Source organism: Pseudomonas sp. NFACC42-2 (assembly GCF_900116055.1).
In the GTDB taxonomy this organism is placed as follows: Bacteria; Pseudomonadota; Gammaproteobacteria; order Pseudomonadales; family Pseudomonadaceae; genus Aquipseudomonas; species Aquipseudomonas marginalis.
Window position 1 is genome coordinate 280485 of the sequence record NZ_FOZO01000003.1, and the last position, 26484, is coordinate 306968.

At 62.0% G+C, this 26484-nt stretch carries 13 protein-coding genes and 1 pseudogene; 5 read left to right on the forward strand and 9 right to left on the reverse strand.

Annotated elements, in window-relative coordinates:
• Window positions 1–130 precede the first annotated feature (130 nt).
• Complete coding sequence (locus BM416_RS08620) at window positions 131–4714, forward strand: hypothetical protein (protein ID WP_092487364.1); 4584 nt, start codon at window positions 131–133, stop codon at window positions 4712–4714.
• A gap of 247 nt (window positions 4715–4961) precedes the next feature.
• On the forward strand, window positions 4962–6380 hold the full coding sequence (locus tag BM416_RS08625) for an amino acid permease (RefSeq protein ID WP_092487367.1): 1419 nt from the start codon (window positions 4962–4964) through the stop codon (window positions 6378–6380).
• 49 nt (window positions 6381–6429) lie between these two features.
• Here the strand turns inward: BM416_RS08625 and BM416_RS08630 are convergent, their stop codons facing one another.
• Window positions 6430–12915: an NEL-type E3 ubiquitin ligase domain-containing protein gene (locus tag BM416_RS08630; RefSeq protein ID WP_092487370.1), complete on the reverse strand. Its 6486-nt coding sequence runs from the start codon at window positions 12913–12915 to the stop codon at window positions 6430–6432.
• 66 nt (window positions 12916–12981) lie between these two features.
• Window positions 12982–14115 carry an OpgC family protein gene (locus tag BM416_RS08635; RefSeq protein WP_092487372.1) on the reverse strand — a complete coding sequence of 378 codons (1134 nt, stop codon included), beginning with the start codon at window positions 14113–14115 and terminating at the stop codon, window positions 12982–12984.
• A gap of 224 nt (window positions 14116–14339) precedes the next feature.
• Here BM416_RS08635 and BM416_RS08640 point away from each other — a divergent pair, with 224 nt between their 5' ends.
• From BM416_RS08640 to BM416_RS08650, 3 genes are read left to right on the forward strand one after another with little or no spacing between them, the layout of a single operon-like run.
• Window positions 14340–14714 (forward strand): GtrA family protein, encoded by a 375-nt coding sequence (locus BM416_RS08640; protein ID WP_065938668.1) that lies wholly within the window; start codon window positions 14340–14342, stop codon window positions 14712–14714.
• Window positions 14711–15670, forward strand: a complete 960-nt coding sequence (locus BM416_RS08645) for a glycosyltransferase family 2 protein (protein ID WP_065938669.1) — start codon at window positions 14711–14713, stop codon at window positions 15668–15670. Before BM416_RS08640 ends, BM416_RS08645 begins: the two co-directional genes overlap by 4 nt.
• Window positions 15667–17148 carry a glucosyltransferase domain-containing protein gene (locus tag BM416_RS08650; RefSeq protein ID WP_092487375.1) on the forward strand — a complete coding sequence of 494 codons (1482 nt, stop codon included), beginning with the start codon at window positions 15667–15669 and terminating at the stop codon, window positions 17146–17148. The genes BM416_RS08645 and BM416_RS08650 overlap by 4 nt, the downstream gene beginning before the upstream one ends.
• A gap of 25 nt (window positions 17149–17173) precedes the next feature.
• Here BM416_RS08650 and BM416_RS08655 read toward each other — a convergent pair whose 3' ends face one another.
• From BM416_RS08655 to BM416_RS08680, 7 genes and pseudogenes are all read right to left on the reverse strand, one after another.
• Window positions 17174–17470 (reverse strand): cupin domain-containing protein, encoded by a 297-nt coding sequence (locus tag BM416_RS08655; protein WP_092487378.1) that lies wholly within the window; start codon window positions 17468–17470, stop codon window positions 17174–17176.
• 64 nt (window positions 17471–17534) lie between these two features.
• Window positions 17535–19154 (reverse strand): FMN-binding glutamate synthase family protein, encoded by a 1620-nt coding sequence (locus BM416_RS08660; RefSeq protein ID WP_092487381.1) that lies wholly within the window; start codon window positions 19152–19154, stop codon window positions 17535–17537.
• Between the two features lie 81 nt (window positions 19155–19235).
• On the reverse strand, window positions 19236–21500 hold the full coding sequence (locus BM416_RS08665; protein WP_092487384.1) for a glycoside hydrolase family 3 N-terminal domain-containing protein: 2265 nt from the start codon (window positions 21498–21500) through the stop codon (window positions 19236–19238).
• A complete protein-coding gene (locus BM416_RS08670) occupies window positions 21497–23077 on the reverse strand; it encodes an OpgD/OpgG family glucan biosynthesis protein (RefSeq protein WP_256577489.1) in 1581 nt (526 codons plus the stop codon). Before BM416_RS08670 ends, BM416_RS08665 begins: the two co-directional genes overlap by 4 nt.
• Window positions 23078–23285: 208 nt before the next feature.
• On the reverse strand, window positions 23286–23948 hold the full coding sequence (locus tag BM416_RS31105; RefSeq protein ID WP_371856051.1) for a sensor histidine kinase: 663 nt from the start codon (window positions 23946–23948) through the stop codon (window positions 23286–23288).
• A 60-nt stretch (window positions 23949–24008) separates the two neighbouring features.
• Window positions 24009–24092 (reverse strand): annotated as a pseudogene (locus tag BM416_RS31110) (hypothetical protein); the annotation flags it as partial.
• A gap of 569 nt (window positions 24093–24661) precedes the next feature.
• Window positions 24662–26476, reverse strand: coding sequence for a DAHL domain-containing protein (locus tag BM416_RS08680; protein WP_092487393.1), 1815 nt, complete (start codon window positions 26474–26476; stop codon window positions 24662–24664).
• Between the last annotated feature and the right edge of the window lie 8 nt (window positions 26477–26484).

Genomic DNA, 26484 nt, shown 5'->3' on the forward strand with positions numbered 1-26484 from the left:
ACGGTGATTGACGCCGTTGAGGAATTTGTCTGCGTGGGGGCACTCGGTTACCGCAGATGAACGCGCTACTTCCTTACCGTTCAGGACTTACCGGACCGAATCCAGCGTCCGTCACAAGGAAGTCCAACCCATGCCTGCAACCCCCTCGTCGCGGCGTAGCCATATCGAGCAAATCCTCAGCCTGTTTTCCTCCCCACCGACCCTGCGCGAAGCCGCGATCAAGCAGGCGCAAGCCACGCTGGATCGGCGCTTCCCCAGCCTCGGCCTGCGTGCGGAACACGTCGCCATCGGCACCCCGATGCCGGCCGACCAGACCCACTACAGCGCCCTCGCCGATGAAGTGGTGACGCGCCTGGCCAGCGCGCAGCCGACGCGCTATGTAGAGGATTACCATCAGGTGTTCGTGCATCAACGGGAAATCCATGTGCCCGGTGACCCGCCGCTGCTGGATGTTGAAGAGGTGGTCAACCAACTCGGGGCGGACCTGCTCGATGCCTGGCTTGAACAACTGCTGGACTGGTGGCGGGCTTTGGTGCCGGTGAACACCACGCGCTGGGCCTACCTGTCCGATGATTGGCTGGCGTTGCTGTACGACAGCCCGCAGCCGCCGGGCATGGACGCGGCGCAGTTCACTCGTTTGTTCCCACGCGCGTCGCTGCGGGCCGGTCGCCCTGATCGCCAGTGGACCCTGGACGCGGCAGCGTTGCCGGTGCACACCGTTCATGTCAGGCCCCAAGGCAGCGCGCAGACCCCGGAGATGCTGCCGCTGTTGATTCTCGACCAGTGGCTGTTCAGCCCCGCGACCGGCCTGCACCCGCTCAAGCGCCTGGACGATATCGAAGTCTTGATTCCCGACTACCTGAGCGCGCGCCTGGCCGACCAGGCGCTTGAGTGGTTTGTGCAGGAGCCGTGGGGCGATCCGTTCGATGCGCTGGCCGCCAGCTATGCCGAACGCCAACGCGCGGATGTGTTGGCCATCGACCGTTCGGTACCGCGTTCGTCCGCACAGTTTCAAGCCATGCTCGATTATGTGACCGACCCCTCGCGCTGGTTCGAGTCGGTGCTGACCCCGTATCAACTGCGCCTGCAGGACCAACTGCCACTGTGGCTGATCCATGCCTCGGCGGCCGACAGCCTGGCCTACGCCCATGCATTGCAGGCCCTGGTGGTGGCGGGCGCGGGTACGTTTCTTGACGGTATCGCGCCGATCCGGACCTTTGCCGACCAGGCCCTGAAGGACTGCCTGCGCAAGGATCGCCGCGCCAGTAGCATCGAGCCGCAGGATATCGAGCTGACTTACCACATCGTCACGGCGGCCATGACTGCCGGCGGCTTTGCCACCGGCGATGTACATCCGCTGACGTTGACACTGACGGACCTGGCCCTGGAGAACCTCGGCGGTTTCCCGCACTTGCCCTCGGCGATCAAACTCAAGGGCAGTCCCGCGCCAGACTGGCTCACGGCGACCTTGCTGCTGGGCTGTGTCAGCGAGGTGGATATCGGCCAGGCGTACCCGGCGCTGCTCAAGCAAACACTGCTGGACGACCCGGCCGAGCGGCAACGCCGTGAAGCGCTGTTTACCCGACAGGTGCGGGCGCAACTGCCGCTGCTGGCGTTGCAGATGAAGCTCAAGGGCGAGCACGGCCTGACCGACGCCGGCTATCGCTTGGTGCAGGCGGCCCTGATGCAACCGCCGCAGGCGGCGTTATGGCCGCTGGCATTCAAGGCCACGCCCACGTCTTCCCCAGACACGGTGCTCAATCTGTATGTGATTGGCCCAAGGGATGCCGACGACGGGCCACATCTGCTCTACCAGCCACTGTTCAGCCCCAGCCTGCAGGAGTTTTCGTCCGCCCAGGCGTTGTTCGAGGCGATCAAGGCGGCCGGTCCGTTGCAGGACACGGTGCTCGCCTGGCTGCCGCCAACGCGCCAGGCGCTGTATGCCAATGGCGGTTTCGAAGAACCCCATGTACGGCATTTTCTCGCTGGCGATGAGTTCAGTGTGCCCGAGCGTCCGGCGTCGGTTCGCTTGAGCAAACAGTTGATTGCGCAAGACCCGTTGCCTCGGGTGTTCGCCTCCACGGTGCAGGCGCTGGTCAGCCTGGCAGAGCGCCAATCGGTGTCCAACGCCGAGCAGCGCTGGGCGACGTTGAAAGAAGGTGGCTGGCTGCTGTTCAACAGCCTGTTGCCGTTTCTGCGAGGCCCGGTGGCGCTGGCGGGATGGATGGTGCAGGTGATGGACAGCGTGCACCGTGATGTGCAGGCCGTCAGCGGCACCGACCCGGCCGCCCAGGCCCAGGGCGTGATGGACCTGTTGAGCAACCTGGTGCTGATCCTCGCGCATCGGGCTTCGCCCCACGAGGTGCCGTCGACCCTGGATCTGCGCGATCCGGCGTTCGCACCAAGCCCGCCAAGGCTGGCGCCGCCGACCCTGACGCGCGGCCCGCTGAACATGCCGTTGCGTGCCCCCGGTGGTTGGAGCAATGCCCGTGACACCCTGACGCCGCCTCTGCAGGCCCGGCTCGAACGCCTCAGCCTTAAGGCGTTCGCTCAGCCCTGGCCGGCGCGTTTGCCGGGTGCGCAGGTAGGCGGACGGCTCGACGGGGTGTTGTTCAACGCCGCCGCACAGCCGCCGCAGTGGCAGGTGCTGGTGCGCGGCCATGTCTATCGGGCCAGGGTCACGGATGACAGTGTGCGGGTGATCAGTGCCGATGGTCGTGAGATGGGGCCTTGGCTGAAGCTGTTGGACACTGGCCGTTGGGAGGTGGACTTGCGCCTGCGCCTGCTGGGTGGTCAGGCCGATACAGTGGTGGTGACCAACCCCGAGTCGCGCCGCCAGCAACTGGAGCAGGATTATCGCCAATACGGCCAGCGGCGCGAGGCGGCCAATCGGGCCGTGGTGGTGGCTTACCACCTGCTGACCAGTGAGGTTGCCAATCTCACCGACGAGCAGCGCGCCCGGGCGGGAATCCGCTATACCCAGGAACTGCAGAATAAGCTGGATGCGGCGCTGTTGGAGTTGGATTGCCTCAAGGACCTGCAGGCACTCAAGCACCGGCCGGGTTACGAACGTGAACTGTCGACGGCGCTCGAAGGGATAATCCTCAACCTTCAGCAACTGTTGGCGCAGGCCCGCGTAACGACCATCGCCATCAATACCCGGTTGGTTCCGGTGCTGGACCAGGTGCAGTCGTTGAATGAGCAGGAGAGCAGCCGGGATATCAATCAACAGGCGCACCAGGCGTTGATGGACGGCCTGCGGCAGTTGGCTGACAGCAACGAGCACGCCATCCGCTGGCGCATCCAGGAAGTCAGCTTCCTGCACGCGCTGGAAGGCGTTCCCAAGTACGGCAGGGACCGCGCCCAGAGCTTGCGGATGGGCCAGGCGGCATCGCCGTCGGTGTTGGATCTGCAGTCGTTGCAAGTCACGGCGTTGTGGGCGGTGGCGCTTAAGACCGAGGGGCCGCGGCTGGACGAGGATTTTTTCCAAAGCCTGGACGACACTATCAACCGTGCACGTTGGGCCAGCCGGTCCCAGGCGCAACTGCATGAGTTGGCGCCCCTGAGCGCGCAATTGCGTATCGAGTTGCTGGATAGCCTCAACCATGTCTACGCCCAGACCAATGACCGCATCGAGTTCTGGCGAGCGATGGAGCCGGACAAATTCCACCTCGATTACCTGGATAAGTTGCAGCAACTGTGTGGCCAATTGCACGCGGAGGTCGAGCGCGAACTGTCTGTGGCCCTGACCCCTGTGAGCCCCGCACCGCGTGCTGCGCCGACACCGCGCGTGGCGCTGAAAAACATCATCCGCACGCGCAACCAGGATCTGTATGTGGCCCAGGTCAAGATGACCACCGGTGAGCAGCCGGTCGAGGTGGCTGAGGTGGTGGACGCCCAGAACACCGTGATTGCCTCGTTTACCCACGCCGCCGACGGGGTGTGGGAGCCGGTCAAGAAGCCGGTTCCCCGGCGCGCCGCTGCGCTGCCTAATCTCAATCGTTTGATTGAGCAGGGCGAGGCGTTGCAGGCGTCGGTCGCTCCGGCCATTGCCGAGGTGCTCAAAATGGCGCAGAAGGCCAATGAACCGCAGTCGTTGCAGGACCTTCTGGATCAGCACGCCGCCAAGTTGCGCCAGTGTGGCGACGCCATCCACCGTCACTTGCAGCACAGCGAACCGGGTCGCCTTGCCGCCACGCAACAGGCGCGGGCCAGGACCGTAGCCGACGAGTTGCGCGCTGCGGCCAGCCGCTTATCCGAGCAGGGCCTGCAGGTGCGCTTGAGTGCCATCAAGGCGCGCCTACCCACCCAGTCCAGCGTGGACGTGCTGGTCAGCCATCATGAAGCGCGTATTTTTCGCCAAGGCGAGCGGGTTGCCCTGGCCGCCAGCCCCCATGATTGGCTGCAGACCTATGTGGTCATGGATGTGCATACCCGCCGGCCGTTGTGGTACGCGCATTTCCACTATGAGCGCCAGGCCGGGCCGGACGATCATTTCACCGCCGCGCACCTCAAGACCCTGGAGCAGCACCGCATGGGTAAGCAGTCCCAGGCCCAGGCGCAGGCCCAGGCATTTGCCAGTATCCAGGCCGGGCAGACCGGCCGCGTGCGGCAGACCCTGGAGATCCATCGCGGTGAAATCTACCTGCGCATGGCGCGCAGATTGTTCTTCGAAGCGCCGATGTGGACGCCAGACTGGCAGGTCCAGGCTTGAAGTGCTGCACCATTGCCGTGCGATACTCCAACCGCGCAATCGGAATTTTCCGGGAATTCCCGCTGAATATTTCCGTTTATAGAGTGAAAATCACTGGGTTGAGCTTTTTATACTGCACCCCCCTGATCTGGCCCGGCCAGACCGGTTGACCCAAAAGGCCAGCCGGAGACGGTACCCCATGGCTGACCCGCCGTGGCGTGCCGGACTCGGAGGCTCATATCCAATAACAAGACGAGGTTGTATCCCTATGCCAGTCGGCAACCACCTGCCCCATGGCGAGACCGCTTCGGGCGGCCCGCTCAAACGCGAACTGGGCGAACGGCATATCCGCCTGATGGCGCTCGGCGCCTGTATCGGTGTCGGCCTGTTCCTCGGCTCGGCCAAGGCCATCGAAATGGCCGGTCCGGCCATCATGCTCTCCTACATTATCGGTGGCCTGGCCATCCTGGTGATCATGCGCGCCCTCGGCGAGATGGCCGTGCATAACCCGGTGGCCGGCTCGTTCAGCCGCTATGCCCAGGACTACCTCGGCCCGTTGGCGGGTTTTTTGACCGGCTGGAACTACTGGTTCCTGTGGCTGGTGACCTGCGTGGCGGAGATTACCGCCGTGGCGGTGTACATGGGCGTGTGGTTCCCCGACACACCGCGCTGGATCTGGGCCCTGGCAGCCCTGATCAGCATGGGCACCATCAACCTGATCGCGGTGAAGGCCTTCGGTGAATTCGAATTCTGGTTCGCGCTGATCAAGATCGTCACCATCATTGCCATGGTGATCGGCGGCGTCGGCATCATTGCCTTCGGCTTCGGCAACGACGGCGTGGCCCTGGGCATTTCCAACCTGTGGAGCCACGGCGGCTTCATGCCCAATGGCGTCCAGGGCGTGTTGATGTCCCTGCAAATGGTGATGTTCGCCTACCTGGGCGTGGAGATGATCGGCCTCACCGCCGGTGAAGCGAAGAACCCGCAGAAGACCATTCCCCGCGCCATCGGCTCGGTGTTCTGGCGCATCCTGCTGTTCTACGTGGGCGCGTTGTTCGTGATCCTGTCGATCTACCCGTGGAATGAGATCGGCACCCAGGGCAGCCCGTTCGTGATGACCTTCGAGCGCCTGGGCATCAAGACCGCCGCCGGCATCATCAACTTCGTGGTGATCACTGCGGCACTGTCGTCGTGTAACGGCGGCATCTTCAGCACCGGGCGCATGCTCTACAGCCTGGCGCAGAACGGCCAGGCCCCCGCGACTTTTGGCACCACCTCCCGTAACGGCGTGCCCCGCAAGGCGCTGTTGCTGTCGATTTTCGCGTTGCTGCTGGGCGTGTTGCTCAACTATCTGGTACCGGAGAAAGTCTTCGTCTGGGTCACGTCCATCGCCACCTTCGGCGCGATCTGGACGTGGGTCATGATCCTGCTGGCCCAGCTCAAGTTCCGCAGGAGCCTGAGCCCGGCCGAACAGAAAGCCCTCAAGTACCGCATGTGGCTGTACCCGGTCAGTTCGTACCTGGCCCTGGCGTTCCTGGTGTTGGTGGTGGGCCTGATGGCGTACTTCCCGGATACCCGCGTGGCACTGTATGTGGGGCCGGCGTTCCTGGTCCTGCTGACCGTGTTGTTCTACGTGTTCAAGCTGCAGCCGACCCAGGTTGCCGTGGGTTCACAGCGCTCGGCATGATCCCTTGATGCGGGCCGGCCTGTGTCACGACAGGTCGGCCCGTACCGAATCAGACGCGCTGCAACGTGCGTTGCGTGCCCTCGGTCAACTGCCGCACCAGGCGGTTGTGTTCGTTGGTTTCCTCGTCGGCCAGTTGCTGGCGACGTTCCAGGTATTCATCCGAACGCCTGTCCGTTAACTCCTGATCGAGCACGCTGACTTTGTAGGTGATGGTGTCCTTGACGGTGAAAAAGGCCTCCGGCTCGCTGCTGGCCAGGTACTCGACCCAGAACTCGGTGGCCAGGATCGCCTCCTGCAACGCCGGTGACTGGCCGAGCCTGCGCAGGGTCCGGCGCGCGTCGTCGATCACCGCCGGTGTCACATAGTCATCCACGCTGTACAGCAGCTCCAATGGATAAAACGGCAAGTTGAATTCCCGCGCCAGTTTACTGCGCAGGTAGATGGTCACCTCGGCGGGATCGACATCCAGGTCGGCCCGCTCACGCGCAAGCACGAACTGGTCGGCAAAGTGATCGAGCTGATTGAGGTAGAAGCAACTCTTGGCCAGTTCCAGTAAGGCCCGGTCGGCCAGGTAGCTCCTGGGTTGCAGCTTGGCCTGGTGGATACGGTGATGCAGCTCCATGTTGGTAAAGGCCAGCAGTACGCTGTCGCCGCAATTGCCTGAACCGTAGGTATTGAGGCAGATCGTGTTGCGCAGTTGGGTCGATTCGCCCATCGCGATCAACAGGCTCCAGACCCGCTCGGTCAACCGCGTCCTTGACGCGGTGCTGCGGTAGGCGTGGGTCCTCTTCAGGTCGCGCAGGACCCGGAACACATCATCGGCACTCGCCGTTTCATTCGCCTGCAGTTGCTCCCACAGTTGTCGGCGGGCCGCCACGTCCTGCGCCGCAACGCCGGTCAGCCAGGTATCGAGGTCATTCGACGCCACGGGGGCATGGGCCGGTGTGCGCAGTTGACCACCCAGGCGGATACCCGTGGCGATACGGTAGGCGTCGATGCTTGCCAGGGTCTCGGCGGACAGCGGGTTTTCGTGCAGCAGGGTGTTGCGATTGGCCATTTGCAGCCAGGGGTTACTGAAGACTTCGTCGGGAATGGTGCTGATCCCGTTGGCCTGCAAGTGCAGCTCGGTCAGCACCGGCAGCGCGCTGGCGCCGATGGGCCATTGGGTGATGCCGGTGTTGGCCAGGCGCAGGGTATTGAGCTGCAGCATCCGGCTGACATCCGGAGTGAGGGTCAGGTCCGGGTTGTCGTTCAGGTCGAGTTTCTGCAGGTTGACCATAGTGGCCAGGCGTTGTACCGACTCTTCGGTCAAACGCAGGTCGTTGTCGTTAAGGTCAAGGTGGGTGAGCCAGGTCATGTCGGTGATCGCGCTGGGCAAGTCGGTGAGGCGACAGTCGATGCGCAAGGCCTTGAGCTGGGTGAATTTGCCCAGGAACTCTGCCCCCGTGGCGGGGAAGGCGTTACCGGAAATTCGCAGGTATTCAATGTGGCTGAAGCCGCTGGTGCCGGTCAGGAACGACCCCGGCGGCAGGCCTTCGTCGTCCAGCTGCAACTCCAGTGACGGCACGTTGAACAGACCGGCGATATAGAACGTCGCGTTTTCGCGCCGCCATGCGCCCCGCAGTTGGTAGGCGATATGGCGACGCCGGCCACGGTTCATGCCCAGTGGGTCATTGAGTTCGTTGTCGGCCGGCAGCAGGGTTTCGCTCCAGCGTGACAGCTCCACATCCATGGCCTGGTACTCGGCCTGGCGGCGCTCCAGCTCGATGAGTTTTTCCGGGTCGGTCATGTTCAATGACTGGAGCAATCGTCGTGCATCGTCATTGTTGAAGTGCGGGTAAAGCTCCTGGACCTTGGCTACCAGGTCCGGTGGCCGGTGGCCACGGAAAGGCCAGATGCGCTGCCACAACGGATACACCAGAAACGAACGATCAACCCCCATGGCCGGTTGCATCCAATGTTGCAGGTGCGGGATATCCAGCAGGCCCTTGATTTCCACGCGGCGTGCGAAGGCCAGTTCGGCCAACTGGTTGCGCAGCTGCGCGATGCCGCTTTCGCTGTCCGCCTCAAGCAGGGCCTGCTCGTCAGGGGACAACGTGCTGAGAATAACCCGCAGCAATCTGTTCGAAGGCTGACCCAACGGCTCACCCTGCTGGTTGTAGGCCTGGTAACCCCGGTTGGTCTTGGCGACGGTCTTGCGTGACGAACCCTGCAGATGCCCCGCGGTTTCCAGCAGGCGCCCCTGATTGTCCCGTTCACGAACATCGATGCGCAGGGTCTTCGGCCAGGCGGGCAGGTTGCGCAGCAGGTACAGGGTGATCCGGTCGCTGTCGGCGTTGATGCAGGCATCCACATACAGGCCCTCGAACGCACGGTTCAAGCGTAATTCGTGGCCGCTCAGGCGCGCTTGTTCGGCCAGGCGCAGGCTCAGTTGATCGTGTTCATGCAGCTGTTTGAGTTCGCGCTTGGAGGCCTGGCCGAGAATCGCCTTGACCGTGCTGGTGGACAGGTCCGGATGCTTGGTCTTGAAGCGGCGCTCCCGTTCGGTGCCTGCGGACTCGCTGCGCCGGTACAGGGATTCGAGGATTTGCGGCCTCTCCCGGTCGGTATATTCAACGATCCTGGTGATCAGCTGGAACAGGCGCTGTTCCTGAGTCTTGGGCAGCGCGCCGAGCAGCGCCAGGGCCAGATCGTCGTCAGCGATGAATTTTTCCAGCAGCCCTGACGTCTCGAGGTCCTTATCGGTGGCGCTCACCACCTTGGCGTCGGGCCGATGACGGGCGGGGTATCTGAGCGGGGCGTCCCGGTCGACAATCTCCAGCACGTGGCTGTCGGGCCAGCCGGGCAGGCTGGAGACCACCAGCAGTTGCAGGTCCGGGTCTGGAGCGGTGGCGGAAGTGTTGGGGAGTTCATACATCGACTCGATGAAATGGTCGATTTCCTGATCGATGCGCAAGCGCTTGCAGGTATCGGCCAACAACGGAGGCGACGCTCGGCCGCTTCGGTGTATCTGGCGCAGCACGTGGGGCGGGGTGTCGGTCAGGGCGAGAATGGCGCTGGCGGTGTCCTGGGGGAATGTGTAGTGATCACCCCCAAGGCGGTACAGCAGGCTGTGGTCATCCCAGCCCATGGGGTTTTCGCTGGACAGGCGCCAGGCGCCGTCGCTGTTGTGCTCCAACGTTGGCGTGTCGACACCGATCTTTTGCGGATGTTTGAGCCGCCACTTGAAGATCCGCTTGTCATGGACAATTCGGTACCAGGAACCGAACAGGGGCAGATAGTGGTCGCCGTGGTGGGGGAAAATGCCCAAGGCATCGGGCCGCAGGTTGGTCGGCAGCGACAAGGTATGCTCGTACTGCGCCAGCGAACCATCGGCCAATCTTACAAAACCTTCCGGGCCGCGCTGCCTGCTCATGTAGTCGCCCAACGTCGTGCGCAGGCCCATGGCGTCGGTGGCACCGCGCATGCCCAATTGTTGCCGTTCATGGGGTTGCAGCACCGAACCAATGGCCAAGTAGAAGCTGTCCACCGCCGGCGACACCGCAATCGTGCCGGCATTGCGCATGTCGTAAGCTTCATAGACGCCTTTGCCATAGTGGCGCAGTTCCACGGTGAGGTCGTCGGGACCGCTGGAGGCATACGGCGTTGCGCTACGCCCCGCGACCACTTCGGTGATGACGAAATCGCGCTTGAGGCTGCGGCGTATCAGCGCCGAGGCAAATTCCCTGGCCCATTGATCGGCATCATTGTTGAACTGGCGCGGGTGATACAGCGCGTCGATGGCGGCGTCTATACGCAGGGCGGTGCGATGGTTATCCAACAGTTCGGCAAAGGCCGTCGGCAGCCCGCCTTCGCGTAGATAGGTCTGCTGCTGGCGTGGGGTAAGGGGATGCTGTGCCAGCAGACGCTCCAGCAAGGCCGGTGATAGCGGGCTGTTGAGGTCGCGCAGTTTTTTCAGCAACGGCGTAACCGCCACCAATGGCATCGATGCCTTGACCGGCAGGAAACGCCGCACATTGGCGGGGGGCAATAGCTCATGTTTTTCATAACCGGCGTAACTCACCAGGGCCGCGAACAGTGCCAGGCGTTCGCGACGCGCCAGGGCGGCAACGTCGCGACGTACTGTCATGATCCGCTGCTCGGGTGTGGCGGCGCTTCGATTTGTGAGGCCCAGTTGCGAGGTGGCCGGTTGCAGGTTGATGACCAGGCTCAACAAGGGGTCTGCCCGATAAGGCGGCAAGCCGCGGTCTCCTTCGGCCTGGTAGCTGCCTTCTGCGCTGCGGATGATTGTAATCGTCGTCGGGTCGGGCACCGGCTGCTCGGTATTGCTGTAGGTTTCGATCAAGCCGTGTTGCGGATCGTTGATGCTCAACAGGACAGCGGCGGGCCATTCGGGGAGTTGGGTCAGCAGCGACAGGACCACGCTGTCACCATAGGGGGGCAGGTAACCGGCTTCGTGAAAGTGATCGATGATGTGCTCGATCACCTGGTCGGCTTGCAGGCGCCGCACGCCTTCGATCAGGTTCAGCGGTGCCGGTTCGCCACGCCACACATCCTCCAAGGTGGCGCGAGAGGTGGCCGTGCTGCGCAGCATCTGTTCCAGGTCGGCCTGGGCGATGACCGACGAACCATTGGGCAGCATCTGTTGCAGCAACTGGGTATCCGACAGGGCTTGGGTGTTGTGCAGGTCGAAGGTCCAGGCTTGCAGCGCCGGGTTGAAGATAATCGGTGGCTTGTAGCCGCTGCTGTTCTTGAGTACGTAGCGCTGAGTGGCCTGGTCGTGGGCGACCTCTGCCACGAGGGTCTGGTTGTCATGGTGCAGCTTGACGTATTGCCGGCCTTGTACGGTGAACACACCCAGCGTGTCGGCGCGTTTACCCTCAAGCAGGTATTGCTGGCTGTGGGCGTAGGGGCGAGCATCGGGCTTCCACAGCTCCTCCACACCGTCGGGGCGCGTGACTTTGCGCGGGTTGCCCAATCGTTGCAAGTGTTCGAGCATGCGCTGGCGATGGACCCTGCCGGCGACGCTGATCAGGCGCCCACTGATGGCCATGTCGGCGACGTCGGTAAGGGTCGAGGCGAAGTTGCTGGCATCGCCCTTGACGGCTTCGCTCAGACCCACGCTGACGCTATAAGTCATGCTGCCCAGTACCGCCAGTTGCATGACGCGGTTCATCCCCGTGACCCCGCCGGGCAGTGGCGTGAGCAGTAATTGCAAGACTTCTGAGGCGATCGCCGCCGCCGCATCCTTGAGGGCTTGCCAGTCGGCCTCGGAACGGGTACTGGCCAGGGTGTCCATATCGGCCTGGCAGCGTTGGATCTGTCGGTAAGACAAGGCTTGCACCAGGGTGACGGCGGGGCCAGTGTGCGGGTCTGTGGAGAAGCGGATATCGTTGAGCGTGCGCTCCGGAAAGGCTTTGTGAAAGCCGTCATACAGATGCCCGGCCAGCCAGTTCATGCCCTCGGGGCGTTTCTCCTGGGTCAGTAATGGTTTGAACACGGACATGCCCACCAGCGGTAGCTGCCGGGAAAACCAGCCAAGGTCATTTTTTCTGTGGCTCTCCAGCAGTTGCTGGCGGAAATCGGCCTCTGCCGTTTGGGCATCACGGTGATAGCGAAATGCACCGCCGGGACGGAAAGGAAAATAAGACAGTACCCCCAGGCTTGCGACCTTGATCAGCATCAAGGGCACCGGGATTGAGCTGTCCCAGGGCACAAAGGGCACCGCGATGATGGGGGTCACCCCCGAGGTCAGGCTCAGACTTTCGACGGGCAGTTGTGGCCCGCTGCCGTCGATCGATGCCGTGAGACTGTCGTACGTCGCGCGGGTCAGACCATTGTGGGCGCGGTTGCGCCACGCATCCAACACATCGAACTGCAACAGCGCCAGCGCCGCGTCGCCCATCAACCGGCGCAGTGTGCCGCCTTCACCAAGGGTGGCCTGGATCTGCTCTTGCAGTTGATGGCCCAGGTCCAGATCGCGGGCGATGGCGATGAACTCCCGGGCGCTCAGGCTGCGATCGCCGTCGGGGCCCACCACTTTGCTCGCGTCGACCAGGCTATAGCCGGAAGTCTGGCGAAAGGAGGTGGTAAAGCCGAAGTTCACGCAGGCGGCCTCCCACAACGACATGCTTTTGACATGTATGATTTCGCGATAATCGATATCGGAGCGGCGGGGAAGTCGGAGGTGGCTGCCCGGTTGTCGCTCCCATGGCAGTGGTTGCTCTATCCTTTCTATATAAGTGGTGTCGAAGCGATACTGCTCCGGATCGCGCCCACCGATTCGGCCACGCAACTGCGCCAGGCCGTCTGCCTTGAAGCTGCGGACCACCCGCTCCTTTTCGGTCTCAACCGCGGCCAGGGCCGCCAGGGCATTGCGTTGCAAGCGCAGGAAACGTAGTTTTTCCTCGGCGTCCAGGCCCTCCAGGGCTTGCAGGACATTACGCTGGATCAGCTCCAGAGCCTGTTGCTGGGACCAGGCGGTACTCGATTGCAGATTGCCGGACAGGCCGTTGAGTAATTGATGAGTCGGCATGCGCTCTACCTTTCACGATAAGTGGAAGGCAGATGGAATCACCGCGCATGCCGGCGCAGGGGCTATCTATTTAAAGGCCGGCGCCTCGCCGCGCAGCGCCCGGTCCAGGTGCTTGTTGAACTCCAGCCACGCCGCCAGCCCGGCCATCAGCGCCAGCCCCAGCAACGCGCTGAAAATCTGCATTGGCCAGGCATCCTCGGCCAGGGCGTTGAGCATGTCCGCCAGCGGTGCCAGCAGCACGCCGAGGCAGAACACCTCCAGGGAGTAGCGACCCATGCGGCAGCTTTGCTCGGCCAGCCAGTTTTGCGTCCAGCCGCGACCGGGCAACAGCCTGGCGGTGACATAGGCCAGGGCCAGGAAGTGCAGCAGGCGCAGCGGTGACAGGTCGGTCTTGCTGATGGGGTAGATCAGGTCGCTGAGCCAGGACGGCATCAACGCGTCATGCACCTCGGGCCAGCGCCATGACAGGGTCAGCACACACGCCACCACGGTGTACACCGCCGCCGCCAGGAACAACGGCTGGCGCTTGAGCGCACGCTGTTCCGGCGGGCGCGCCTGACTGGCCCGCAGCGCCGCCGCGCCACCGAGGATAAACAGGAACTGCCAGGTCACCGGGTTGAAGTACCACACGCCGTCGGCAATCGCCCGCAGGTTCCAGCCCATCCACGGCGCCAGCAGATACACCGTCGCCGACGCAGCCACCACCAGCCAGGTGTGGCGCAGCAGCAGCGGCAACACCAGCGGCAACCCTGCCAGCAGCACGATATATAGCGGCAGCGGGTCCATCAGGTTGGGCTTGAAGCGCAGCAGCAGCTCGTCGGTGAGGGCCTGTTGCGGGTGGGTGACGAAGTGCGTCAGGCCCATCTCTTCGACCAGGTCGCGGGTTTCCACATGGCTGTTGGCGAAGAACACGATGCCCATCAGCATCGCCAGCAAAAAGATATGCACCACGTACAACACCCAGGCGCGGCGCAGGATTTTCAGCGAGGCAATCCAGTAGCCGTCGCGTTGCAGGATCTTGCCGTAGGCCAGCACTGCGGCGTAACCGGCGAGGAATACAAAGACCTCGGCCGCATCGCTGAAACCAAAGTTGCGCAGGGTGATCTGGCCGAGAGGATTGTGGGGGACGTGATCCCAGAAAATGAAGATCAACGCCAGGCCCCGAAAAAAATCGATGCGTGGGTCGCGTCCGTTCAGCATGGCAGCGGGCTCTTGAACAAAAGGTTTAGTAGTGACCGGCGAGCGCGCAGGTTGTCGTACGCCGCACGTCGGGCGGGCGCAGGTTGGCGGTATTTGTAAGCAATTGCAAAGGATGGGTATTACTGAATGTCTCAACTTGCGGCGCTGTGTACCTGTTAATTCCGACAGTAGACGAGCAATGGGGGGGCGTGGCTTGCTGGAGGCAGGCGAAACGGGGCGATGGCATGGCCAGACTGTGGAAGGGATTCTCCAGCTACACGCTGATTGGGGGCGTCAATACGTTGATCCACTGGCAGCTGTTTTACGTGTTCAGCACGGCGCTGGACTTTAGCCAGGCAGTGAGCAACTTCCTCGCCTTTTGCGTGGCGGTGTCCTTCTCGTTTTATGTCAACGCGACCTGCACCTTTGCCATGTCTGCATCGTTGGCCCGCTACCTGGCGTTCGTTGCGTGCATGGGCGCTTTGAGCCTGGGCGTGGGATGGCTGGCGGATCGCTGGGGTGTGCCGGGGATTGTCACAGTGATGGTGTTTTCCGTGGTCAGTCTGGTGTGCGGTTTTTTGTTGTCGCGCTGGGTGGTGTTCCGCGAGCGTGGGCAATGAGGGTTTCGCTGATCGTGCCTGTGTTCAACGAAGAACAGGCGATCGAGCCGTTCTACCGTGCCGTGCGTGAGGCGCCTGGTTTGCACGCCCATGGAGTCGAAATAGTGCTTATCAACGATGGCAGCACCGACCGTACGGCCGAGCGTGCCCGGGTACTGGCCATGACCGGCAGCGATGTGATGCTGATCAATCTATCGCGCAACTTCGGCAAGGAGGCCGCGCTGTTCGCCGGGCTTGAATACGCCACGGGGGACGCCGTGGTGCCCATGGATGTGGATTTGCAGGATCCGGTCGACGTGATTCCGCGCTTGATCCACGAATGGCAGAGCGGCGCCGACGTGGTGCTGGCCAAACGTCGGGACCGCTCCAGTGACGGCTACTTCAAACGTCGCAGTGCGGCGTTGTTCTACCGTCTGCTCAATCGCATGTCCTATACGCATATCGAAGAGAACGTCGGTGACTTCCGGCTGATGGACCGCAAGGTGGTGGACGTGATCAAGGCCCTGCCCGAACAGCAGTTGTTCATGAAAGGCGTGTTGTCCTGGGCCGGCTTCACCGTGGCCATCGTCGAATACGACCGTGCCCCTCGCACAGTCGGCCAGAGCAAGTTCAACGCCTGGAAACTCTGGAACCTGGCATTGGATGGCATTACCTCGTTCAGCACTTTGCCGCTGCGATTGTGGAGTTACATCGGTGGCGGTATTTCGCTGATCGCGTTGGTGTACGCCGGGTACCTGGTGGTGGACAAGGTGATGTTTGGCAATGACGTGCCGGGGTATCCATCCTTGATGACGGCGATCTTGTTCCTGGGCGGGGTGCAGCTGATTGGGATCGGGATACTCGGGGAATATGTGGGGCGCATCTATATGGAAACCAAACACCGGCCGCGCTATGTGGTTAAAGGCGTTGTGCGTCGGGAGAGCAAGAGGGATCTTGAGGGAGGTAGCGCAAAGTGAGTACGCATGAATGGTCCAGGAAGGAAGGTTTTATATTCTTTTTGCTGGCTATTTTGGTCTATGTGTATCCATTGATTCTGGCGGACTATTTTTACGTTGAAGATAGCTTTCGGGCGGTCTATGGGTATGCGTCGTGGCGTGCTGAAGGGCGTTTTTTGATTGATGGTTTTTATCATTTGTTATCCCTGTCCAATGGCGCTCCAGACGCTTTTCCACTGGGCCTGCTGGTCGCGTGTGTGGTCATGGCAATGGCGTTGACGCGCCTGGCGTTTCATTACTTTTGTCCTGTGAGTGTTTTGTCGGCGGCGGTGGTATTGCCGATGTTTTTCAGTCCCTTGTTTCTCAGTGATCTGGTTTATAAGTACGACGGCCCGGTGATTACCGTCGGCGTGGCGATGATCGTGTTTGCGATCACCTTGAAGTCTGAAAGGAAATGGGTCGAGTGGTGGGGCGGCAGCGTGTTGGTTGGCGGTGCGCTGTGTATTTATCAGCCACTTATGAATAGCTTTCTCGGCTTGTGCTGCATCGAACTGTACAGAGCGATCAACGATAAAAAAGTCACCCGTGAATGGATGATGCTGGGCTTTGAAAAGGCCACCCAGGCGGGCGTCGCCTCGCTTTTTTATGTGTGTGCGATCGTCCCGTTTGTGGGCGGGGAGCGTCAGCGGCTGCTTGCTTTGGATGAGCATTGGCCAGTTGTCATATTGCAGCGCTTAAAAAACGCTGAAGAAAGAATCCGGCCCTTATACACGGGCGATAGTGCATGGCTTTTCGGGGTGATGGCGATTCTGTTCGGGATGGGTTATGCCTGGGCGTGGTGTTCTGCGTTGCGTGAACGGCCACGGTGGGTGAGTAAAGTCCTGGTGAGTTTGGCTTTTGGGGCGATAGTGCCGTTGATGATCATGTTTGTGCCAGGAATCATGCTGGTTTTTTTCTATGAAAATAGTGATTCAAGGGCGATGCTGGGGGCCGGGCCTTTGCTGGTTTTTTTACTGCTGGTGATCTACCAGTGGTTAAACGCTGTACAGCGCAAGTTGACGGTGTTTGTGCTGCTGCCAATAATTTTGCTGTTGTCCATTTCTTATAGTTATGGGCGCGTCTTGAGTTTGAAGAAGACGTTGGAAACTGCCGTGATGAGCAGTTTGGCTTATTCGATAAGCGCTAATGCAACGCTGGCATCGGTTAAGGTTTTTTACTTTGATGGCGGTGCTCAGGATTATTGGTTGCCGGCCTCTGCCGGAACTGTTTCGGGCATGCCGGTCATGCCGTATCTGGTGAATGCTGGCTTTTTGTTTTTACCCGCGGCAATGGCCAGGGTGGGGATCACGAATGTGGTACAGGCCAGCCGCGAACATTCGGGCGACGCACGATTGACACGCGACGCCCACCCCATCGTCGATAATTTGTTTTACTCCATTTATCTTGAGGATGGGGACGGTTATATCGTCATGAAAAAACAGCCACGTGTTAACCCGTGATTGCGGTTGTTTCATACCGCCTCAACTAGATATCAATGATCACCAGGGTGCCCTGGCTATCTGGAAGTACGGCATGAGCGGTGCCCGCTTCCACGAGGTACATCTGGCCGGTCTCTACGTGGATCTCTTCATCAGCGATGCTCAGGCGCAAATGGCCGCTGATCACCAGTAGCCCTTCGTTGTAGTCGTGCACTTCTTCTTCGTAAGCCTGCTCATCCATGCGCAACACCTTGATCCGCGCCGGGCCGACCTGGCCCAGGCGTATCGATTTCCAGCTGTCAGGCAGTTGCCCGGCGAGTGCAGCGAAGTCCAGTAACGGCATGTGAATCTCCTTGTTTCTACGATGCCGTCGGTGGTCCGGTTCAGCAGGAAAGGGTGTTTACAGGTTATGCAGCCACCACCTCATGGGGCTCAAAACTGTCCGCCCGCGCCATCTGCCACATGCGCGAATAGAACTCGCCATTCACTTCGCCACTGAGCAGCTCGCCAGGCTTGAGGAATACATGCAACTGCGAAAACAGCTTGATCTCGGTGGCCGACATGCGTCGTACCAGATGCTTGGCCGACAGCTGCGACGGGTGATCCAGGCCTGCCGCCGCGAGCATTTCGGCCAGGGCCTTGAGGGTGTTGCGGTGGAAGTTGAACACGCGCTGGGCTTTGTCCGGTACCACCAGGGCGCGTTGGCGCAACGGGTCCTGGGTTGCGACGCCGGTCGGGCACTTATTGGTGTGGCAGCTTTGGGACTGGATGCAGCCGATGGCGAACATGAAGCCACGCGCCGAGTTGGCCCAGTCGGCGCCGATAGCCAGCACGCTGGCGATGTCGAAGGCGCTGACGATCTTGCCGCTGGCACCGAGCTTGATCTTGTCGCGCAGGTTCAGGCCCACCAGGGTGTTGTGCACGAACAGCAGGCCTTCGCGCAGCGGCACGCCGATATGGTCGGTGAACTCCACGGGCGCGGCGCCGGTGCCGCCTTCCTTGCCGTCGACGACGATAAAGTCCGGGAGGATGCCGGTTTCGAGCATGGCCTTGGCGATGCCCATGAATTCCCACGGGTGGCCCAGGCAGAACTTGAAGCCCACCGGCTTGCCGCCGGACAGTTCACGCAATTGGGCGATGAATTGCATCAGCTCGATAGGGGTGGAGAAGGCGCTGTGGCGCGACGGCGAGATGCAGTCTTCGCCCATCATGATGCCGCGCGTTTCGGCGATCTCTTTAGTCACCTTGTGCTTGGGCAGGATGCCGCCGTGGCCGGGTTTGGCGCCCTGGCTCATCTTGATTTCGATCATGCGCACCTGCGGGTTTTGCGCCTGCACCGCAAAGCGCTCCGGGTCGAAGCGGCCGTCGCTGGTGCGGCAGCCGAAGTAGCCGCTGCCCAACTCCCAGGTCAGGTCGCCGCCGTTTTCGCGGTGATAGGGGCTGATGCTGCCTTCGCCGGTGTCATGGGCAAAATTGCCAAGCTTGGCGCCCTGGTTGAGCGCGCGGATCGCATTGGCGCTCAACGAGCCAAAGCTCATCGCCGAGATATTGAACACCGACGCCGAATACGGCTGGGTGCATTGCGGGCCGCCGACCATCACGCGAAAGGCGCTGGGGTCGCTCAGGGGCGCGGGGCGCATGGAGTGGCCGATGAATTCGAAACCCAGCTGGTACACATCGATCAGGGTGCCGAAGGGCTTGTCGGCGGTTTCGTTCTTGGCCCGCGAGTAAACCAGCGAGCGTTGCGAGCGCGAGAAGGGCAGGGCGTCGCTGTCGGACTCCAGCAGGTACTGGCGGATTTCCGGGCGGATGGCTTCCACCAGGTAACGGATATTGCCCAGGATCGGGTAGTTGCGGCGCACCGCGTGGGGGCTTTGCAACAGGTCGAAAATACCGATCAGGCTCAACACGCCGGTGACCAGGGTGATGGGCCACAGCCATTCGTGTTGGATAAAGGGCAGGCTGGCGAGGGTGAAAATGACGCACACGGCAAAGAAGGCGTAACGGCTTAGCAAGGACAGGCTCATACGGTTTCCTTGGGTTCGGACTCTCAGGTCGATCCGGCATTCTGCGCCAGTAATGAAACGCCAGACAACCTGCAGGTGTACTCAGTTTGATCCCGGTGATGGGACGGACTGGCCCGAGATAGACAAGGCGCGGCCATCGGTCAGTTCAAACCGGGCCTGGTTTTCGGTGGTCGAATCTGCCCCGACGAAGACGGTGAACGTACCGGCCTCAATCACCGGCGAAAAGTCGCTGTCGAGCAGGGCAAAGTCCGCCTGGTCAAGGGTGAAGGTCAGCTCCCGCGCCTCGCCGGGCGCCAGCTGCACTTTGCGGAAACCGCGTAGTTGGCGAACCGGGCGGGTCACGCTGGCGACATCATCGCGCAGGTATAACTGCACGATTTCTTCGCCTGGGCGCGCTCCGGTATTGGTGACGGTGATCGCCACGCTCAGCACTTGGGTGGACGCCAGCCGCTGTGTGCTGAGCCGCGGTGCGGAGTAACTGAACGAGGTATAGCTCAGGCCGAAGCCGAAGGGATACAGCGGCGTCCAGTGTTCATCGATGTAGCCGGAGGTATACCTTTCATCGCCGCTGGGCGGACGCCCGGTGCTTTTGTGCGCGTAGTAGAGGGGGATCTGCCCCACGTTGCGCGGGAACGTGATCGGCAGTTTGCCGCTGGGGTTGACATCGCCAAACAGGATATCGGCCACGGCATGGCCCATCTCACTGCCCAGGAACCAGGTTTCCAGCAGCGCCGGCGCCTGGCGCACGTTCTGCGAGAGCACCAGCGGGCGGCCATTCATCAACAGGATGACCATGGGTTTGCCGCTGTCCAGCAGGGCACGCAACAGCGCTTCCTGGGCACCCGGCAGTCCGAGGTCCGCGCGACTGCGGGCTTCGCCGCTCTGATCGGCGTGCTCGCCGAGTACGGCGATCACTACCTCGGCACGGCGGGCGGCCTGCCGGACCTCGTTGAGGTTCTGAGTCTCGTTGCTGATAGGCGAAGCGCCGGGCAGGTAAACCACCTCGGTGCCAGGGGCGACGGCGCGGCGTATGCCCTGCAAGACCGTGATCGAGTCTTCCGGATGAGCCGCCAAGGTCCAGGGGCCGAGCGTGGCCTCGGCATCCGTGGCCAGGCTGCCGACCACCAGCACGTTGCGCAGGTGCTTGGACAGCGGCAGCAGGGCGTCGGTGTTTTTCAACAATACGATGGACTTCTGCGCGGCCTCGCGTGCCAGTGCCCGGTGCTGCGGGGTCAGGACATTGGCCCGTTGCCGCGCCTCGTCGCTGTAGCGGTAGGGATCGTCAAGCAGTCCCAGGCGCTGCTTGGCCTGGAGTACACGGCGCACCGCATTATCCACGGCGGTCAGGGAAACCTGGCCAGTGCGCACCAGGGTGGGCAGGTATTGGCGGTACGTCTGGCTGACCATGTCGATGTCCACCCCGGCGTTGAACGCCAGCCGTGCCCGGTCGGCCGGGCTGCCGGCGATGCCGTGCTGGCTCAGTTCCCAGAGGGCGTTGAAGTCACTGACAATGAGGCCACGGAACCGCCACTGATTGCGCAGCACACCGGTCAACAGCGCGGTGTTGCTGTGCAGGGGCGTCCCGGCCAGTTCGTTGAACGACGGCATGATCCCATCGACGCCAGCCGCCACGGCCGCCTGGAAAGGCGGCAAGTACACTTCCCGCAACGTGCGTTCCGACACGTCGGCGACGTTGTAGTCGCGCCCGCCTTCGGCGGCGCCGTAGGTCACGAAGTGTTTTGCGGTCGCCAGCATATATGACGGGTCGGCAGGCCCGGCGCCGTGGAACCCCCGCACCTTGGCGCTGGCCAGCGCTGCGCCCAGGAACGGATCTTCGCCGGTGCCTTCCACCACACGGCCCCAACGCGGGTCGCGGGCAATGTCGATCATGGGCGCGAAGGTCCAGTGTATGCCGCTGGCCGTCGCTTCAACGGCCGCCGCGCGAGCGGTCCGTTGTGCCAGGTCAGGGTCCCAGGCCGCAGCTTCTGCCAACGGCACGGGAAATACGGTGCGAAACCCGTGGATCACATCAAAGGCAAACAACAACGGTATAGGCAGGCGCGAACGGGTGACGACGTGTTCCTGCAACCGGCGGGTCTGTTCGACGCCGTAGGCACCAAGGACCGAGCCCACGGTGCTCATGGGCAGTTGCGCCAGCTCGCCTGGGTCAATGACCGGGCCGGTAGGTGTGTCCTGGACGCCGAGCTGGTTGAGTTGAGCGACTTTTTCTTCCAGCGTCATCTGCTGCAACAAGGCCTCTACGGGGTCCTGCTCGCCGGCGTGGAGAGCGTTGCCGCTGACATTGAGCGCCAGGCAGAGCAGCGCCCATTGGCTGCCGAGCCTCATGGGCTATTGCCGGTGTCAGCCGTTGAAGGGGTACCGATTGCCGTCGATTCCGAATGGAAGGGGTGGTACTGATACAGCCAGGTCTCTGACAGCGGCTGGCCGTCAAGGCGCAGGAACAGGCGCAATTCCACCGGGTCCTTGCCGTCGACGCTCACGTCGAACTGTGCGCGCCAATGGCCGGCGACGCCGTCCGGCACCGCTTCGGTAAAGACCCGGCTGAGCTCGCCCCTGGAGCAACTGATCACGGCCTCGGGCTTGATTCCCGGTGCGAGTTTTTCCAAGGGGACGCCCTGGAATTCCACCACGAATTTACGCACCCCCAGCGGGCGCGGCTCGCCCGGTGAGCCGCCTTTGCCCAGGCGAGTGGCCACGCACACCGCCAGTGGCGAAACGTAGGGTTCCCGGGCCAGCCAGTGCAGGCGATACCGCAGCGCATAGCGGTTGCCCGCTTCCGCCGGGGCCGAGGGCACCCACATCGCGACGATGTTGTCGTGGATCTCGTCGTCGGTGCCGTTTTCCATCAGTTGCACGCTGCCTTCGCCCCAATCGCCCAACGGTTCGACCCACAGGCTGGGGCGCCGTTGGTAATTCACCCCATCGAGGTAGTGGTCAAAATTACGGTCGCGCTGTAGCAGGCCGAAGCCCTTCGGTTGCCGATCGCTGAACGCCGAAACCAGGGTGCGTGGCGGGTTGTTCAAGGGCCGCCAGATACGTTCTCCGTTGCCGGTCCACAGCGCCAGGCCGTCACTGTCGTGGACCTCGGGGCGCCAGTCGGCGGCGGTGCGCTTGGCGGTTTCACTGAACCAGAACATCGAGGTCAGCGGCGCAATGCCCAGCCGGCTGACGTTCTTGCGCAGGAAAAACGTGCAGTCGATGTCCATGACCACGCCCTGTGTGCGGTGGATCACGAAACGGTAGGCGCCGCAGATACTGGGGCCGTCGAGCCGCGCGTAGAGGGTCATGGCGTTTGTGTGCTGGTTCTTTGGCGGCTCGAACCAGATGTGGGTGAAGTTGGGGAATTCTTCGGCCTTGCCGGCTTGTGCCACATCCAGGGCAATCGCCCGTGCCGACAGACCGTACTGGTACAACTCGCCGATGGCCCGGAAGTACGACGCGCCAAGAAAGGCCACCCAGTCGTTTTGTTGCCACGCCAGCCTGGCCTGGTCGCCCAGGCGGCTTTCCTGGATACGAAAGCCGGCGAATCCACTGTTACGCGGCAGGGCATGGGCCGGGCTGTCGCCCGGCATATCGAAGTGCGCCGGGTCGTAGACGATCTCGCGGGCGATGCCGTTGTCCAGCACATACAGCCTGACGGGCGTGCGAAAAAACGACCCCAAGTGAAAGAATGTGACAGGGAACTTGCCGGGGCCTTTGGCGAACAGGGCGTGCTCGGGTTTGAAGCGGATCTGGCCATGAGCGGCGTAGTCGAGTCGCGCCAGCAGCGCGGCCGATGCGGTGCTGGGGTAGGTGTAGGGTTTCAAGGCATCGGCTTGTGCCTGTTCGATCAAGCCTTCGAAGGAAAAAGTACTGGACGGGTCGGCTGTATCGGCCGCCGGGGCGTCCCTGCCCAGTGGCATGAGCAAGGCGCCCAGTGACGCGTATGTGAGGAACTCGCGGCGCGTAGACATGGTGTCATTTCCTTCGACGATGAGAGCCCAGGCCTCACGTTCAGCACGCCACCGGCATGCAATCGTGTTGCTTGTGTGGAGTCTCGAGTCGGGAAAAGGGTCTGTCTACTGTCAGAAATAACAGGTTGCGCAGGGGCGGATGATTCGGCGGCGTGTCCTACGCCGCCGTCTGCCGAATCGGCAATACCACGCGAAACTTAGTGCCCTTGCCCAGTTCGCTGCTGACAGAGATATCGCCATGGTGTTTCTTGACGATGCCGTAGGAGAGTGACAGTCCTAACCCAGTGCCTTCCCCCACCGGCTTGGTGGTGAAAAACGGGTCGAAGATTTTCTGCACCGCCTCGGGGGCAATCCCGCAGCCGTTGTCCGCCACTTCCAGCCACACGTTCTCGCCTTCCACACCGTTGCTGATGGTGATGATGCCGCGCTCCGGCCCCATGGCCTGCGCGGCATTGATCACCAGGTTCATCACCACCTGGTTGAGCTGGGAGGCCAGGCATTCGATCTCTGGCAGCGGTGCGTAGTGCTTGACCACATCGGCCTTGTACTTGAGTTCGCTGGCAACGATGTTCAGGGTCGAATCGATGCCCTGTTGCAGGTTTGCGAATTGCCAGGTCTGGTCGTTGTCCACCCGCGAGAAGTTTTTCAGGTCCTTGACGATCTGCACCACGCGGCCGATGCCCTCCTTGGACTCGTGGATCAACACCGGAATGTCTTCCTGTAGAAACTCCAGTTCCAGGCGGGTGCGCAAGGCCTTGAGCTGCTCGTGCTGTTCACCCGTGGCGAGGCTTTCTTCGGCCTGCCGGTAAGCCTCCAGCATCTGTTGCAACTGGGCGAAGTAGCCGTCGAGGGTGCTGAGGTTGGACGAGATAAAGCCTACCGGGTTATTGATCTCATGGGCCACACCCGCAGCGAGTTGCCCCAGGGAGGCGAGTTTTTCCGACTGCACCAGTTGGCTTTCCAGGTGCTTGCGCTCTTCGATTTCCAGCTGCAGCGCGTGGGTGCGTTGTTCCACCAGCCGTTCCAGATGAGTGGTTTGCAGGGTGGCGCGACGGGCCATGTCCCATTTATTGGCCAGGGTGTTGGCCATCTGCTGGACTTCGATGTTATCGAACGGTTTTTTCAGGATCAGCAGGCGATCATGGCCTTGCAGGCGGTCGAGCAGGTCCTCCCAGGAATAGTCCGAATACGCGGTGCACACCACCACTTGCAGGTCGGGGGCGACTTTCCAGAGCTCTTCTATGGTCCTCGCGCCGTCCCAGCCCTGGGGCATGCGCATGTCGACAAACGCCAGGGCATAGGGCTGCTGGTGCGCCATGGCGGTGATGAGCAACTGCAGGCCTTCTTCGCCGCCATAGGCCGAGTGCAGGTCGAAAGGGGGGGCCGTGGGTTTGCTGGTTTCGCCGAACAGTGCCGACTCCATGTCATCCAGCTCCTGGTTGGATTCAGTGGGCGGCATCAGGATCTTGCGGAAATCCTCATGAATCGACGGCGTGTCGTCAATCAACAGGATGCGCCGGTTGGGAGGCTGGTTCATACGAGGCTTCCGGCAGGAATGAGGGGGATCGTCAGGGTGAATAGCGCGCCCAGGCCCGGCCCGTCGCTGTGGGCGCTGAGGTGGCCGTCCATTTCGACGGCGGCCAGGGCGCAGCTGTGCAGGCCGAAGCCGTGGCCTTCCTTGCGGGTGGTAAAACCGTGGGTAAATATCCGCGTCATGTTCTCGGCCGGTATGCCTTCGCCTTCGTCCTTCACGCTGATTTGCAACCTGTTGTCCTCCAGCGACTGGACCGTAAGGGTCATCTGCCGTGGCCGGTCGGTGAGGTTGGACATGGCGTACTTGGCGTTGCTGATCAGGTTGACCATGATCAGCAGCAAGCGGTGTTTGTCCGCGAGGACTTCCGGCACCTGCCCGTAGTGCTTGACCACTGTGACATTGTGCCGGCTCAGGGCCCCCGCGTTCATGCGCAGGGCGTCTTCCATCAAGGTGCTGATCTGCACCGGTTCCTTGAGCGAGGGCGCGCCCGCATAGGATTGTTGGGTGGAGACGATGTCCTTGATATGGTCCACGCTCTTGCTCAGTTGCCCCAGCTCCTCGATCAGGCCTTGCTGCTCGACGGCAATGGCGTCCACCAATTGGTTCAAGTAGCCGGGCAGCAGCTTGCCCTTCTCATCCTCGGTGATAAAAGTGCCCAGGTCGCCCTGGCGTTCGTTGATCAACTGCATGGCCTTGCCCAGCCCCATTGCCTTGCTGCTGCGCAGTTTGCGGGTGACCAGGTCGGCGGAAATGTTCACGCTGTTAAGCACGTTGCCGACGTTGTGCAGCACGTTGGTGGCGATCTCCGCCATGCCGGCCTGGCGTGCACTGTCCATCAGCTCGCTCTGGGCATCCTTGAGCTGTCGGGTGCGCCGTTCCACGCGCTGTTCGAGGGTTTCGTTCACCGCCTGCAAGGCGCGGTTGACACGGTTGATCTCGGCGAAACTGCGCAGCAGGCGAACCGTCAGGAACAGCAGCAGGGCGACCAGCAGTGTGGAGAACACCAGCAGGTAACGGTGGTATTGCTGCTCGACCAGGTCGAGGGCCTGTTGGTCCTGGTTGAGGTGGGTGGTCAGGTCATCCAGGCGTTCGGCTACCGGAATGGCGGCGATCTGTTCGAGCAACGTGTTCACCACCGGCTGCTCGCGCAGGATCAGTTCGATGTGATTGCTCAGGATCTCCACCGGGCCGCGGAATTCGCTGGGCAGCAGTTCCTTGTTGACGGCCAGCTTGCCCAGGCCGACGAGAATGTCGGCGGCGCGCTCGTCGCTGGTGACCTGGGCGAACTCAAGGCTGCTGAGCAGCAGGTCGTAGGTGTCGGTGGCCACGCTTTGCAGTTGCGCTTTTGTATCGTCGTTCACCTGGTTGAACTGCGCCTGGATATCGTCTTCGGCGGTCGGCAGGAAAGCCAGGGAGTTGCGCAATACCGCGTTATGGGACTTGAACTGGTCGACGCGCCGGGCCTTTTCCTGGATGGCCGCCTGATAAGCCTGCTGGCTGGCTTGCCAGGCGGGCAGGTCTTGCGGGCTGTGGTGCGAGCCGCGTGCTTCCAGCTCGGCCCACAACCGGGTCATTTCCGTCAGGGGCGTCACCAGGGGGTCGTAGTTGTGGGTGATGGCGATCCTGGCCTTGAGGACTTCGCTGTCCCACTGGGCGTTGAGTTGCTGCAATTGCCGGATCAGGTCCCGGGAGTGGGTGTAGGAAGACGCCTGGTCGCTGGAGGACTTGATGTACAGAAAGATCAGGGTCGAGGCCAGCAACAGGGTGATCAACCCCAAGGCCAACTGGCTGGTGCGGCGGCGAGAAAGGGTCATGACGGTCT